This window comes from Streptomyces sp. NPDC007875 (genome assembly GCF_042868035.1).
In the GTDB taxonomy this organism is placed as follows: domain Bacteria; phylum Actinomycetota; class Actinomycetes; order Streptomycetales; family Streptomycetaceae; genus Streptomyces; species Streptomyces antimycoticus.
Window position 1 is genome coordinate 391,882 of sequence record NZ_JBIADZ010000001.1, and the last position, 12,610, is coordinate 404,491.

Consider the following 12,610-nt stretch of genomic DNA (forward strand, 5'->3'; position numbering starts at 1 on the left):
CGGGGCGGAGCCCCCGCACAAGGCCGGGACGCAGCCCGGGCAACCCAACCCCACCGGCACGCGAGGAAACCCAGCCCCTCCGGCGATTGAGGAGCGGGGTCCAGGGGCGGAGCCCCCGCACAAGGCCGGGACGCAGCCCGGGCAACCCAACCCCACCGGCACGCGAGGAAACCCAGCCCCTCCGGCGATTGAGGAGCGGGGTCCAGGGGCGGAGCCCCGGCCGGGGCCGGGCCGGGGCCCGGTTTCGGGAAGGGGCGGGGTGGGGGAGACACCCCTCCGTGACCGACCGCACCCTCCCCACCCTCGGCTTCACCGACATCCCCGCCAAACACCCCCTCACCTACCCCGGACGCCCCATCACCCGCCCCACCCTCCTCACCGCAGGCGAGCTGTGGGAACTCAACCCCACAACACCGGGCGGCCGCCTGGGCACCTGGGCAGTCGACACCAGCCCCGGCGAAGGGCCGAAAGAAAGCCGGGAGCCGCTCGACGCCATCCTCACCACCCTCGGCCACCCCCCAACCGCCAACCGCCACCCCATCATCGCGGTCGGCTCCAACGCCTCCCCCGCCCAGCTGCACCACAAGCTGTCCCGCCCCGGCCACCCGGCCACCGTCCCCATGATCCCGGTCGACGTGCACGGCATCGCGGTCGGCTGCTCGGCCCACATCGCCCGGTACGGCTATGTGGCCTCCGCCCCGTACACGGCGCCGGGAGCCCGTACCACCCTGGTCATCAGCTGGCTGGACACCGAGCAGCTGGCCGCCGTGGACGCGACCGAGTACCCCAACTACCGCCGCGTCCTGCTGCCCGGCACGGAGTACCCGATGGTGATGCCGTCCGGCGAGCGGCTCGGCGGCGCGTATCTCTACGTCGGCGAACGCGGAGTGCTGATGTCCCCGGGCGGCACCGAACGCCCCCTCCCCGGCGGCGGCGACCAGAGCGCCCTGCTCACCCGCCTGCTCGCCGGTTCGCCGCGGCTGCGCGAACTCCTCGGGCCCGACCCCGGTACCTGGGTCGCCCGCGCGGGCGCGGACCCCGCCGTACGGAAGTCCGGCACCCGGATCTTCCAGGAGGAGGGCTGGGCACTGCCGCAGCCCGACCTCCTCCGCTGCCCGGAGGACGAGCACGACGGCCCCGGCGGCCTCAGAGACGCCACAGACCCCGCAAGCCCCACAGACCCCGCAAGCACCACAGACCCCGCAAGCACCACAGACCCCGCAAGCACCACAGGTCCCAAAGACTCCGCAGATTTCGCAGGCCCCAAGAGTTACGGTGCGCTCACATCTCCCGAATAGCGGGAACCGTCAACACCCCGGCTATCCTCCTAACCCTCACCGGGGGCGAGCACGCCCGACCCATGCTCATGAGGGGCGGAGAATGATCGAGGCAGTCGGTCTGACGAAGCGCTACGGCGCCAAGACGGCCGTGTACAACCTGTCCTTCCAGGTGCGGCCCGGCGCCGTCACCGGATTCCTCGGGCCCAACGGGTCGGGCAAGTCCACCACGATGCGGATGATCCTGGGCCTCGACGAGCCCACCGCGGGCCAGGTCACGGTCGGCGGCTACCCGTTCCGCAAGCTGCCCAACGCCCCCCGCCAGGTGGGCGCGCTCCTCGACGCCAAGGCGGTGCACGGCGGCCGCAGCGCACGTCACCATCTGCTCTGCCTGGCCCAGCTCTCCGGGATCCCGGCCCGCCGGGTCGATGAAGTGCTGGGCGTGGTGGGCCTGCAGAACGTGGCGCGCAAGCGCTCCAAGGGCTTCTCGCTCGGCATGGGGCAGCGTCTGGGCATCGCGGCCGCCCTCCTCGGCGATCCGCAGGTGCTGCTCTTCGACGAGCCGGTCAACGGCCTGGACCCCGAAGGCATCCTCTGGGTCCGCAACTTCATGAAGCAACTGGCATCCGAGGGCCGCACCGTCTTCGTCTCCAGCCATCTGATGAGCGAGATGGCGCTCACCGCCGACCATCTGATCGTGATCGGGCGCGGTCAGCTGCTCGCGGATATGAACGTCAAGGACTTCATCTCCTACAACTCGGCGGACTTCGCACGCGTCCGCACCCCCGAGGGCGACCCGGGGCAGCGCGAGAAGCTGACCGCCGCGCTGAGCGAGGCGGGCGGCCAGGTGCTCCCCGAGCAGGACGGCGCGCTGCGGGTGACCGGGCTGCCGCTGCCGCGCATCAGCGATCTGGCGCATGGGGCGGACGTCCGGTTGTGGGAGCTCTCCCCGCACCAGGCGTCGCTGGAAGAGGCGTACATGCGGATGACGCAGGGTGCGGTGGACTACCGCTCGACCGTCGACGAGCGCGCCGCCCTGCAGCAGCAGATGCCCGGCGCGGTGCCGCAGGGCGCGCCGTACGGCTATGGGCCGGGCGCTCCGGGAGCGCAGGGCGCGCCGATGGCCTTTCCGCCGGGGACCGTGCTGCCGGGATACGCCGAACCGCCGGCCCCGCCGCAGTCACACGCTCCGGGCATGGCCATGCCCGGAGCCCCTGCCGCTCCGCCTCCCGCCGCTCCGGCCACCTCCGCTCCGGCCACCTCCGCTCCAGCCGCCCCCGCGACGCCGCCCCCGGCTCCCCCCGCTCCCCCGGCTCAGCCACCCGCGGCGCCCCCCGCCCCCGCCGATCTGACCAAGAGCGACCACGAGGACGACGCCCGATGACGACCCCGTACCAGCACCAGTCCCAGGCGCCCGTCCCCCCGCAGGCCCCCCAGGGCCCTCCGCAGGGTCCTCCCCAGACCGCCCCGCAGGCAGCCCCGCAGATGCCGCCGCAGGCACCGCACCAAGCAGCCCCGCACCAGACACCCCCCCACCAGGCAACCCCCCACCAGGCAACCCCGCACCAGATGGCACCACACCACCCCGCGCCCCAGGCGTACCAGCAGCCGGTGCCGTCCGGGCCCTCGTCGCAGCCGTACGCCGGTATGGGCCCGTACACCTCGCCGATCCCGGTCCGGCGCACCCACCTCGGCAACGCCCTCGCCTCCGAGTGGACCAAGATCAAGTCGGTGCGCTCCACCATCTGGACGCTCGGCGTCATGGTCGCGCTGGTGCTCGGGATCGGGCTCCTCGTGGCGGCGACCACGAACGACGCCGACTACCGCACCCTCCCCACCACCCTCCCCGGGTTCTTCGGCACTCTGCTCGGCCAGCTGTGCATCGTCACCCTCGGGGTGCTCGTGATCACCTCCGAGTACGGCACCGGGATGATCCGGACCACCCTCACCGCCTCCCCGCAGCGCTCACGGGTGCTCACCGCCAAGGCGCTGGTCTTCTTCGCCCTCTCGTTCACCACCACGACCGTCTCGCTCGCGCTGGTGGCCTACGCGAGCATGGGGATGCACAGCGGGCCGGAGGTCGCTGAGCCGACGGGTGACCAGATCCTGGGCGCGACGGTCGGCGCGGGACTCTATGTGTCGCTGCTGGGGCTGCTCTCGCTGGCCGTCGGAGCCATCCTGCGGCACTCCGCGGGCGCGATCACCACGATGCTCGGTGTGGTGCTGCTGCCGGCCATCCTCCCCGCGTTCCTGATGATGTCGGACAGCCTGCGCGACCTGGGAAGGAAGATGCTGGAGTACTCCTCGCCGCAGTCGCTGGCCTCCCTCTTCCGCATCGACGAGGAGCTGAACAGCGGCTGGCCCCAGCTGTCGGCGCTGGCCGTGGTCACGGCGGCGGCGATGATCGCCGCGTATGCGCTGCTGGAGAAGCGCGATGTGTAGCGCTCCGTAGCCCCTGTAGAGGTCAGGGCCCGAGTCAGTATCGCGGTGCGTTACGGGACCGCTGGAGCTTGGCGCTCCGGCGGTCCCGTGCGCTCCAGCACGCCTTGTGCCAGTGGCGCCGGTCGTCCGCGCCCATGTGCTGCTGCCAGGCGACCACATGTGCCACCCCCGGCGGAATCTCCTGGTCACAGCCCGGGCAGCGGTAGTGCTTGGCGGCCGCCCCGCCGCCGACCTGCCGGACCACCCATTCCTCGCCCTGCCAGGTCTCCATGCGATCGAGGCCGTAGCGATTCGCACTCTCGTGGCCGACGGGCTTCTCGCCGCCTCGCGGGCGGTTTCGGCGTGGAGACACGGGGCACCTCGACAGAACTGTGGCTAACGGGCTGTGACCAGCGTACGCGCTACGGTCACCGTCCTGGAAAGTCGCCGTCCACACTCACCCTCTGATCATCATGAAAAATTCATGCCCGGCCGTGCCCTTGGCACGTGTCAGGCGTTAATGCCTACAGGGGGGATGCCCGCGCCGGCACATCAGCCGCGACAAGGAGGCAGGGATCCGATGGATGTGGGGGCTTTCATCCTGGCCGCTCAATTCCCAGGCCAGGGGCAGGAGGAGGCGCTGCACCGGGCGGTGCGGTCGGCCGAGCTCTCCGAGGAGGCGGGGCTGGACGCGGTCTGGGTCGCCGAGCACCACTTCGTTCCGTACGGCGTCTGCCCGTCCGCGGTCACCCTCGCCGCGCTGCTGCTGGGACGTACCCGCCGGATCGGCGTCGGTACAGCGGTGAGCGTACTGCCGACCGCGCATCCCGTCGCACTGGGTGAGCAGGCGGCACTGCTCCATCTCCTCTCCGGTGGCCGGTTCACGCTCGGGGTCGGCCGTGGCGGCCCCTGGGTGGACCTCGAGGTCTTCGGCTCGGGGCTGCGGGCGTACGAGCGGGGCTTCCCCGAATCACTCGATCTGCTGCTGCGCTGGCTGCACGAGCCACGGGTGGGTGCCGACGGTGAGCGGTTCGCCTTCCGCGAGGTGGCGGTGGTGCCGCGCTCCGACGACGCCCTCACCGGGCAGGCCGTGGACGCCCCGCCGGTGGTCGTCGCCTCCACCTCGCCCGCCAGCGTGCGGCTGGCCGCCGAGCGCGGGCTGCCCATGCTGCTCGGCATGCACTGCGGGGACGAGGAGAAGGCCGAGATGGTCGGCCTGTGGCGGAAGTCCGCGCTGGAGGCGGGCCGTTCACCGGAGGACGTCGAGGCAGTGGCGGCACGCCATGTCTCGGCCGGGGTGGTGCAGATCGCGGACGACCGCCCCGCGGCGGCCGAGGTCCTCACCAAGGCGATGCCCGGCTGGCTGCGGCAGGGCCTTGAGGCGCATGTGACGGTCGACGGCCGGGAGCGCCGGATGCGCGACCCCGTGGCCTATGCGGAGCTGCTGTGCGAGCTGCATCCGGTGGGATCGCCGCGGCTGTGCGCCGACCGGCTGGCGGCGACCGCGGAGCGCACCGGGATCCGCCGGTTCGCGCTGCTGGTCGAGGGGTCGGGCGACCTGGTCGCCACGGAGGAGAACGTACGACGGCTCGGTGGTGAGGTGCTGCCGCTCCTGCGCTGATACACCTCCCCCTGGTGGAGCGGCAGCGGACATCCCATCAGCAGTCGCGGAGTGTGGGTGACTGGTTGAGCAGCTGCCCCCGGACCGAGGTGAAGCGGGCGAGGCGCTCGTCGGCCGAGGCGTCCATCGGGAAGACGGCCACCCGGTGACAGTTCTGGAAGGCCAGCCGCACCCCGAAGTGGCGCTGCAGCGCGCCGCGTATCGCGTCACTGGCGAGTGCGCGAAGCAGTTGACCGCGTGCCTGCTCGTTGGGCGGCGGCGTCTGGTTGTCGGCGAACTCTCCGCCGTCCACCCTCAGCTGGGCCACCAGCGAGCTGATCATCTCCCATGCGTAGGGTAGGGAGTTCCGGACGCAGTCGACGAAGGCTGCTTCGTCGACCTCGCCTCGCTCGGCCTGTTCGAGCAGCGCCGGTGAGACGTCGAGCGACATGGGTTCTCCTCTCGCGACCCCGCGAGCGGGGTCTCAGGGATGGGAAGGGCGGACGGCGACGCAGCGTACCCGTCCGACGACCGCCCGCTTCAACGGTAATTCGGCCACTGCGCCCGCACCAGGAGAATGGGCACACAACCAGCCATCCCCGAAGGGTCCATCGACGGACGAATCGCGTCGGGTGGCGGTGGTCGAGTAGCGTTGCCGACCATGCGTCTCGTCATCGCCCGGTGCTCCGTGGACTACGCCGGCCGCCTCACCGCCCACCTCCCCTCGGCACCCCGCCTGATCCTCGTCAAGGCCGACGGAAGTGTGTCCATCCACGCGGACGACAGGGCCTACAAACCGCTCAACTGGATGTCTCCGCCGTGCACGCTGAAGGAAGGCGACGACGATGTGTGGACGGTCGTGAACAAAGCGGGCGAGAAGCTCATCATCACCATGGAGGAGGTCCTCCATGACTCCTCGCATGAACTCGGCGTCGACCCCGGCCTGATCAAGGACGGCGTGGAGGCCCATCTGCAGGAGCTGCTCGCCGATCGTATCGAGACACTCGGCGATGGCTGGACGCTTATTCGGCGTGAATACCCCACTGCTATTGGTCCCGTGGACATTCTCTGCCGCGACGCGGACGGGACGACGGTCGCCGTGGAGATCAAACGCCGTGGTGAGATCGACGGTGTCGAGCAGCTCACCCGCTATCTCGAACTTCTCAACCGGGATCCGCATCTCGCCCCGGTGAAGGGCATCTTCGCCGCCCAGGAGATCAAGCCCCAGGCCCGCGTCCTCGCCACGGACCGGAGCATCGGCTGTGTGGTGCTGGACTACGACGCGCTGCGGGGCATCGAGGACGACAAGCTCCGCCTGTTCTGACACGGGGCTGACGCCGGGCCGGCACTGAGGCGCCGGGGCCGTCGGGCCCCGGCGCTCTTTCGTCGTACGGGCCATGGGGCGACGAGATCACGCCACGGGGGCGGGGCGCTGTCTGGCGTGATCCGGCGGCCCGCGCCCCCGTGCGGCGCTCCCCCCGCTACGCGACCGGAGAGGCGGTGCTCGACGCCGTGTGAGTCGTGGGCGCGCTCGCCGTAGTGGACGTGTCGCCGGTGGACGTCGGGGTCGGGGCGGAGGTCGTGGGCGTCGGCTTGGTGGGCTCGCCGGTCGGCGTCGGCGGCTTGGTCGTCGGCGGCTTGGTCGTCGGCCGCGGACCGCCGGTCGTGGGGTGCGACGACGGCGGCGAGGGCGGCTGCTCGGTATCGGAGGGCGAGCCGCTGCCGGACGACGGGTCGCCGGACGCCGTGGTGCCGCTGGGCGAGCCGCTGCTGCTCGGCGCGGTCGGGGAGGTGGACGCCTTGGGTGTCCCGCTGAGGCCGGGCTGGGGGCCCTGCCCGGTGCCGTGCGTGGGCTCGTCGGCGGTCAGACCCTTGTCGTCGTCCTGCTGAGAGGCCGACCGGTCCGGCTTGACCTTGTCGGAGGGGCTGTCGGAGTCGTCGCCCGAGGTGGCGCCCAGGGTCACGACGGTGCCGAGCACGGCCACCAGCAGCACCCCCGCGGACGCCGCGACCACATTGCGCCGGGCACCCTGCACCGCCAGCCGGCGCAGACCGCGCGGCTCGCCGCCCGAGGGCCCGCCGGGAGCGGGGGCCGAAGGGGAGGCGAGGGGCGAGGGGGTGGCGGAGGCGGCCACCGTGGTCCGGGAGACGGCCGGGACCACCGCCGTCACCGCCTTTGTCGGGGCCGGGGTGCCCATGGCGGCCATCGGCGTCGTCGTGGCCGCCTTCGGGGTGACGATCGTGGTCTCGGTGTCGTCCGGCGCGGCGCCCGCCGCCGGGGGCGTCACGTCCTCGCCCTTACGGCTTCCGCCGCCCGTCCCGAACGCCCCGGCCATCGCCGAACCGGGCGAGCGGTCGGCGACCAGCGCCAGCGCGCGCCGACCCGCGACCGTGCCCCGCTTGTCCGCGAGAACGCCCCGCAGTCCGATGGACGCCTCCAGCTCGGCGCGGGCCCGGTCCAGATGGCCCGTGCACAGCGCGAGCACGCCCAGCTCATGGTGGAAGTACGCCTCGTCCGCGACCTGTCCCGCCAGCCGCGCGGCCTCCTGGCCGTGCCGCACCGCGCGCTCCCAGGCGCCCCAGTGCAGCGCCGCGGCGAAGGCGGGCGCGGCGGCGCGGGCGAGGAGTACGGCGGCGTCCGCGTGGCCCGCCTCGCGGCTGCCGATGAGCGCAGTCATCGCCGCGAGGATCGCGTCGGCCTCGGCGGCGACGCGCTCGGGGGCCACCGAGGGATGCCCGGCCCACCAGGCGTAGTGCCCGGCGACGGCGTGCGCGCGCCCGGCGTCCGCGTCGGCGTAGCCCTCCTCCGCAAGCTGGGCGGTGACGCGCGCCGCCAGCCGGTGGTGCGCCCCGGCCGCGGTGACGAGGCCGCAGCCGAGCAGCTCGCCGAGGGCCGCGTCCGCGTGGGTGTCCGCGGACAGCGCGCGCAGATGCACCTGGTGCGGGCATTCGCCGCCGAGCGCGACCGCGAACCGCAGGGCGTCGTGTGCCGCCTCGCTCAGCCGTCCGGCGAGCAGCGCGGCAGGGGACGCCGCCTCGGCGATCGAGGGCAGCGGGACGTCATGGCCCCCGCCGGCCTCCCGCGCGGAGGGGTCGTCGCGCAGGGCGTCCCGCTGTCGCAGCAGCGCGCCCGCCTGCACGAAGCGCAGCGGCAGCCCCTCGGACTCGAACCACAGGTCCGCCGCCCAGCTCGCCTCGTCCTCCTCCAGGGGCCGTCGTGCGGCCCGCGCCAGCAGGTCGAGACCGGCCGTACGGCTGAGCCCGGAGAGGAAGACCTCTTCGAGGTGGGAATCGGCGGAGGGCGCCGGGACATCGGGGGTGGCGGAGATCAGGAACGCGCATTCGGGGGTCGCGTCGAGGAACTCGTCCAGCGCGGCGCCGCCGAACTCGATGTCGTCGAGGACGACGACCGCGCCGACCCCCTGGACCGCGTCCAGCAGCTCCGCGCGCTCGGGCCGGTACAGCGGGGCGCTGAAAACGGCGGCGTAGAGGTCGTGGAGAAGGTCGGCGGGGGTGCGGTGGTACCCGGAGAGGCGTACGACACCGTCGGGCGCGAGCCGCTCGCAGTCGGAGGCGACGGCCTCCAGCAGGGTGCTGCGCCCCGAGCCGGAGGGCCCGGTGACCCGCACCGAGCGGCCGCGGGCGAGCAGCCGGGCGAGCCGCTCCCGCTCCTCGTCGCGCTCCAGCATCGGCAGGTCGGGCAGGACGGTGCCGGAGGGACGCGGCGCGGCGGCGGCGTGGCGCAGCTCGGCCCGCTCGTCGGGGCCGTGGCGCTCGGGCCGGGCGGGGCGCTCTCCGGGCGGGCAGGGTTCTATCTCACTGCCGTCGACGGGATTGACCGTGAGCAGGTAGTCACCGGTGACGATGCGCGCGGTGCGGGCGGGAGGCCCAGAAGGATCAGAAGAAACGGAAGATGCGGAGGAGGCCGAGGAGGCGGAGGAGCCGGGCACCGGGCTGCCCAGAGGCGGCGTCGGTACGTCCCCCGGCGGCGCGGGCGGGCGCGACGGCGAGCCGGCGCCGGCGCTGTCCGCGGCATGCGGCGCACCGGAGGCCGCACCCGGCCCGGACTCGTCCCAGCCGTGCTCCTGCGATCCGCGGTTCTTCGGGTCCATGGTCCTTGCCCCCCAGATGCGTGGCGTGCTGTAAGGCTCCCCGGCCTGCCTTCGCTTCTGGTCCGGTGCCGCCGTAGGGAATGTGTCCGGCATCCACCGAACCCCGGGCCGTATCACACGGCCTGGACCTGCTCACAGTATCCACCGCGCGGGAGGGGGCCCACGCCACCCCGGGTAACCCACCACCCCCGGATATCCGGCCCGCGCGGCTCACACTCGCGGAAGTGACTCCGCCTCCAGCCCGCCTTCGATCGCCAGGATGCGATGCAGCCGGGTGGCCACCAGCAGCCGCTGCATCTGGGGCGGCACCCCGCGCAGCACCAGCCGTCTGCCCACCCGGCCCGCGCGGCGGTGCGCGCCCATGATCACCCCGAGCCCGGTGGCGTCCCAGGAGTCCAGTTCGGTCAGGTCGAGAACGAGATCCCCGCCGCCGGAGTCGACGGCGGTGTGCAGGGCCGTACGGGCGTCCGCCGCGCTCCGGACGTCCAGTCGGCCCCCGACGACCAGCTCGGCGTGGTCGCCCCTGATGTGCATATGCGCTCCCCTATACGGTGCGTCGTGTCGTCAATGCGCCATTTCTGTCTACAGAACTGACTGCCTCTCACACGCGGAAGTTGCCGTCTGTAAGCGAACCGATACCGAATTCACCCGGGAGGGTGAGTTCCGGGCCTGGCGCCGCACCAGGGCCCTCAGTAGCGGTAGAAGCCCTCGCCGCTCTTACGGCCGATGTCCCCCGCGTCGACCATCCGGCGCATGATCTCCGGCGGTGCGAACTTCTCGTCCTGCGACTCGGTGTAGATGTTGTCGGTGGCGTGCAGCAGAATGTCCACGCCGGTCAGGTCGGCCGTCGCGAGGGGTCCCATCGCATGGCCGAAGCCCAGCTTGCAGGCCGTGTCGATGTCCTCGGCCGTGGCGACCCCCGACTCGTACAGCTTCGCCGCTTCCACGACGAGTGCGGAGATCAGCCGGGTGGTGACAAAGCCCGCGACATCGCGGTTGACGACGATACAGGTCTTGCCGACGCCCTCCGCGAACTCCCGTGCGGCGGCCAGGGTTTCGTCACTCGTCTTGTGTCCGCGGACCAGCTCGCACAGTCCCATCATCGGGACGGGCGAGAAGAAGTGGGTGCCGACGACCCGCTCCGGGCTCCGGGTGGCCGCGGCGATCTTGGTGATCGGGATGGCGGAGGTGTTCGAGGCCAGGATCGTGTCGTCCTTGACCAGTTCATCGAGGGTACGGAAGATCTCCCGCTTGACCTCGACCTTCTCGAAGACCGCCTCCACCACGACATCCGCGTCGGCGGCGGCGCCGAGGTCGGTCGTGGTGGTGATCCGGCCCAGCGCCCGCTCGGCCTCCTCCGCCGCCAGCTTGCCCTTGGAGACGAACTTCTCGTACGAGGCCCTGATGCCGTCGGTGCCGCGGCGCAGCGCCTCGTCGGTCACATCGCGCAGCACCACGTCCCAGCCCGCCTGGGCCGAGACCTGCGCGATACCGGACCCCATGAGTCCGGCTCCGATGACCGCGAGCTTCTTGGCCACGACACACACCCCTCTGTTCCATCTGATCTGGTCAACAGTCCGATGTGCCGGACCTTAACGCCCGTTCACCCCCGCGGGCAGCCCCTCGTAACGCGCGTCACGGTGTGTTCTTCACCGCATAGTTGAGCACCGTGTCGCTGAGAAGCGATTCCATGACATCGACGTTGCGCAGGGCGTCCTCGGCGACCTCGTCCACGCCGCCGCCCTCCGCGAGCCCGCGGATGATGGAGCGCAGAACGGCGTTCTGCAACCCGATGAGCTGGTGCGCGATGAACTCGGGCGTCGGGTCCCGCGGGTCGGCGGCGGCCTCCTCGCGCAGGGTGGCACCGAGCTGGTGGACCGTCTTGCCCTGGATGGCGAAGAGTCTGGCCATCAGCGTCGGGGACTCCACGATGACCTGACGGAACCGCTCATAGCCCTCGGTCAGCCCGACGTAGGCGTGCCGTTCGCGGATGTCCTGGCGCAGCCGGTCCATCAGCGCCTGCGCCGCCGACCGTCCGGCCGCGCGCTCGCGTACGAGCCGGGAGGGGCGGTCGACGACCTCCTCCTCGCGGTCGACGAAGAGGTCCTCCTTGGCCGGGAAGTAGTTGTAGACCGTGTTGACGGAGACCTCGGCCGCCTCGGCGATCTCCGCGATCGTGACCGCGTCGAAGCCGCGCTCCATGAACAGCCCGGTCGCGACGTCCGAGATGTGCTGCCTGGTCTGCCGCTTCTTCCGCTCCCTGAGTCCTTCCGCCATGACCTCATCCTAGCTTCGCTGGGGCTGCTTGATTTTTGGGGTCGTTGCAAAATTAGTGAGTCTCTGTTTTTCTGAGTCGCATGGCAGTCATCACGACGAACGGCCTCACCCACACCTTCCGGACCAAGCGCGGCCCCGTGACCGCCGTGCGCGGTATCGACCTGACCGCCGAGCGCGGTGAGATCCTCGGCTTCCTCGGACCCAACGGAGCGGGCAAGACCACCACGCTGCGCATGCTCACCACACTGCTCCCGCCCACCGGCGGCAGCGCCACCGTCGCCGGGCGCGACCTCGCCCGCGATCCGGCGGGAGTGCGCCGGAGGATCGGATACGTGGCCCAGTCCAGCGGGGTCGATCCGACCGTCTCCGTACGGGAGGAACTGGTCACCCAGGGGCGGCTCTACCGGATGACCAAGGCCGAGGCGACCGCCCGCGCCGGAGAGCTGGCCCGGGACCTGGGCCTCGCCGAACTGCTGGACCGCCCCTGTGCCGCGCTCTCCGGCGGACAGCGGCGGCGGCTGGACATCGCCCTCGGCCTGGTCCACCGGCCCGAGATCCTCTTCCTGGACGAGCCGACCACCGGCCTCGACCCCGGCAGCCGCGCCGATCTGTGGCAGCTGATCCGCCGGCTGCGCTCCGAGCACGGCATGACGGTCTTCCTGACCACCCACTACCTGGACGAGGCGGAGGCGCTGGCCGACCGTCTGGTCATCGTCGACCAAGGCCTGGTGGCCGCCGAGGGGACGGCGGAGCGGCTCAAGGCCGAGCACGGCGGCTCACCGGACGCCACGCTCCAGGACGCCTTCATCGCCATCACCGGGCGCGGCACCGCCCCACAGAACCCCGCCCCGCTCGCCGTCTGACGCACAGTCACCCGAACCACCCCCAGCACCGCAAGTCCCGGAAGAAGTCGACCCCCAAGG

The 12,610-nt window shown here is 72.0% G+C and carries 12 protein-coding genes; 6 read left to right on the top strand and 6 right to left on the bottom strand.

Annotation, left to right across the window (positions count from 1 at the left end):
* Positions 1–278 precede the first annotated feature (278 nt).
* From ACFYOY_RS01650 to ACFYOY_RS01660, 3 genes are all read left to right on the top strand, one after another.
* The gene (locus ACFYOY_RS01650; protein WP_388584142.1) at positions 279–1,298 is read left to right on the top strand and encodes a hypothetical protein; all 1,020 of its coding nucleotides are present in this window, start codon (positions 279–281) and stop codon (positions 1,296–1,298) included.
* Positions 1,299–1,380: 82 nt separating this feature from the next.
* Positions 1,381–2,661: an ABC transporter ATP-binding protein gene (locus ACFYOY_RS01655; protein WP_388584145.1), complete on the top strand. Its 1,281-nt coding sequence runs from the start codon at positions 1,381–1,383 to the stop codon at positions 2,659–2,661.
* Positions 2,658–3,719, top strand: a complete 1,062-nt coding sequence (locus tag ACFYOY_RS01660) for an ABC transporter permease subunit (RefSeq protein WP_351880272.1) — start codon at positions 2,658–2,660, stop codon at positions 3,717–3,719. The genes ACFYOY_RS01655 and ACFYOY_RS01660 overlap by 4 nt, the downstream gene beginning before the upstream one ends.
* A 34-nt stretch (positions 3,720–3,753) precedes the next feature.
* Here ACFYOY_RS01660 and ACFYOY_RS01665 read toward each other — a convergent pair whose 3' ends face one another.
* Positions 3,754–4,071 (bottom strand): hypothetical protein, encoded by a 318-nt coding sequence (locus ACFYOY_RS01665; RefSeq protein ID WP_059147802.1) that lies wholly within the window; start codon positions 4,069–4,071, stop codon positions 3,754–3,756.
* A gap of 207 nt (positions 4,072–4,278) precedes the next feature.
* Here ACFYOY_RS01665 and ACFYOY_RS01670 point away from each other — a divergent pair, with 207 nt between their 5' ends.
* Entirely contained in the window at positions 4,279–5,319 is a 1,041-nt protein-coding gene (locus ACFYOY_RS01670) for an LLM class flavin-dependent oxidoreductase (RefSeq protein WP_351880269.1), read from the top strand.
* A gap of 37 nt (positions 5,320–5,356) precedes the next feature.
* Here ACFYOY_RS01670 and ACFYOY_RS01675 read toward each other — a convergent pair whose 3' ends face one another.
* Positions 5,357–5,749, bottom strand: a complete 393-nt coding sequence (locus ACFYOY_RS01675) for an SCO5389 family protein (RefSeq protein ID WP_351880266.1) — start codon at positions 5,747–5,749, stop codon at positions 5,357–5,359.
* Positions 5,750–5,959: 210 nt separating this feature from the next.
* Between ACFYOY_RS01675 and nucS the strand changes: the two genes are divergently transcribed.
* Positions 5,960–6,622, top strand: a complete 663-nt coding sequence (gene nucS / locus ACFYOY_RS01680; protein WP_203348529.1) for an endonuclease NucS — start codon at positions 5,960–5,962, stop codon at positions 6,620–6,622.
* A 157-nt stretch (positions 6,623–6,779) separates the two neighbouring features.
* Here the strand turns inward: nucS and ACFYOY_RS01685 are convergent, their stop codons facing one another.
* The 4 genes from ACFYOY_RS01685 to ACFYOY_RS01700 all read right to left on the bottom strand — a co-directional run bounded on the left by ACFYOY_RS01685 (position 6,780) and on the right by ACFYOY_RS01700 (position 11,687).
* Entirely contained in the window at positions 6,780–9,410 is a 2,631-nt protein-coding gene (locus ACFYOY_RS01685; protein ID WP_388584150.1) for an ATP-binding protein, read from the bottom strand.
* A gap of 210 nt (positions 9,411–9,620) precedes the next feature.
* A complete protein-coding gene (locus tag ACFYOY_RS01690; protein ID WP_351880260.1) occupies positions 9,621–9,944 on the bottom strand; it encodes an STAS domain-containing protein in 324 nt (107 codons plus the stop codon).
* A 155-nt stretch (positions 9,945–10,099) separates the two neighbouring features.
* The gene (locus ACFYOY_RS01695; RefSeq protein ID WP_388584153.1) at positions 10,100–10,948 is read right to left on the bottom strand and encodes a 3-hydroxyacyl-CoA dehydrogenase family protein; all 849 of its coding nucleotides are present in this window, start codon (positions 10,946–10,948) and stop codon (positions 10,100–10,102) included.
* A 97-nt stretch (positions 10,949–11,045) separates the two neighbouring features.
* Complete coding sequence (locus ACFYOY_RS01700; protein WP_351880254.1) at positions 11,046–11,687, bottom strand: TetR/AcrR family transcriptional regulator; 642 nt, start codon at positions 11,685–11,687, stop codon at positions 11,046–11,048.
* Between the two features lie 80 nt (positions 11,688–11,767).
* Between ACFYOY_RS01700 and ACFYOY_RS01705 the strand changes: the two genes are divergently transcribed.
* Positions 11,768–12,550, top strand: a complete 783-nt coding sequence (locus tag ACFYOY_RS01705) for an ATP-binding cassette domain-containing protein (protein WP_351880251.1) — start codon at positions 11,768–11,770, stop codon at positions 12,548–12,550.
* Positions 12,551–12,610 lie beyond the last annotated feature (60 nt).

What these genes read in the sequence shown, in the direction of transcription:
- ACFYOY_RS01655 (WP_388584145.1), top strand. Translation starts at nt 1,381, where the DNA reads ATGATCGAGGCAGTCGGTCTGACGAAGCGCTACGGCGCCAAGACGGCC.
- ACFYOY_RS01675 (WP_351880266.1), bottom strand. Translation starts at nt 5,749, where the DNA reads ATGTCGCTCGACGTCTCACCGGCGCTGCTCGAACAGGCCGAGCGAGGC.
- ACFYOY_RS01670 (WP_351880269.1), top strand. Translation starts at nt 4,279, where the DNA reads ATGGATGTGGGGGCTTTCATCCTGGCCGCTCAATTCCCAGGCCAGGGG.
- ACFYOY_RS01685 (WP_388584150.1), bottom strand. Translation starts at nt 9,410, where the DNA reads ATGGACCCGAAGAACCGCGGATCGCAGGAGCACGGCTGGGACGAGTCC.
- ACFYOY_RS01690 (WP_351880260.1), bottom strand. Translation starts at nt 9,944, where the DNA reads ATGCACATCAGGGGCGACCACGCCGAGCTGGTCGTCGGGGGCCGACTG.
- ACFYOY_RS01705 (WP_351880251.1), top strand. Translation starts at nt 11,768, where the DNA reads ATGGCAGTCATCACGACGAACGGCCTCACCCACACCTTCCGGACCAAG.
- nucS (WP_203348529.1), top strand. Translation starts at nt 5,960, where the DNA reads ATGCGTCTCGTCATCGCCCGGTGCTCCGTGGACTACGCCGGCCGCCTC.
- ACFYOY_RS01700 (WP_351880254.1), bottom strand. Translation starts at nt 11,687, where the DNA reads ATGGCGGAAGGACTCAGGGAGCGGAAGAAGCGGCAGACCAGGCAGCAC.
- ACFYOY_RS01660 (WP_351880272.1), top strand. Translation starts at nt 2,658, where the DNA reads ATGACGACCCCGTACCAGCACCAGTCCCAGGCGCCCGTCCCCCCGCAG.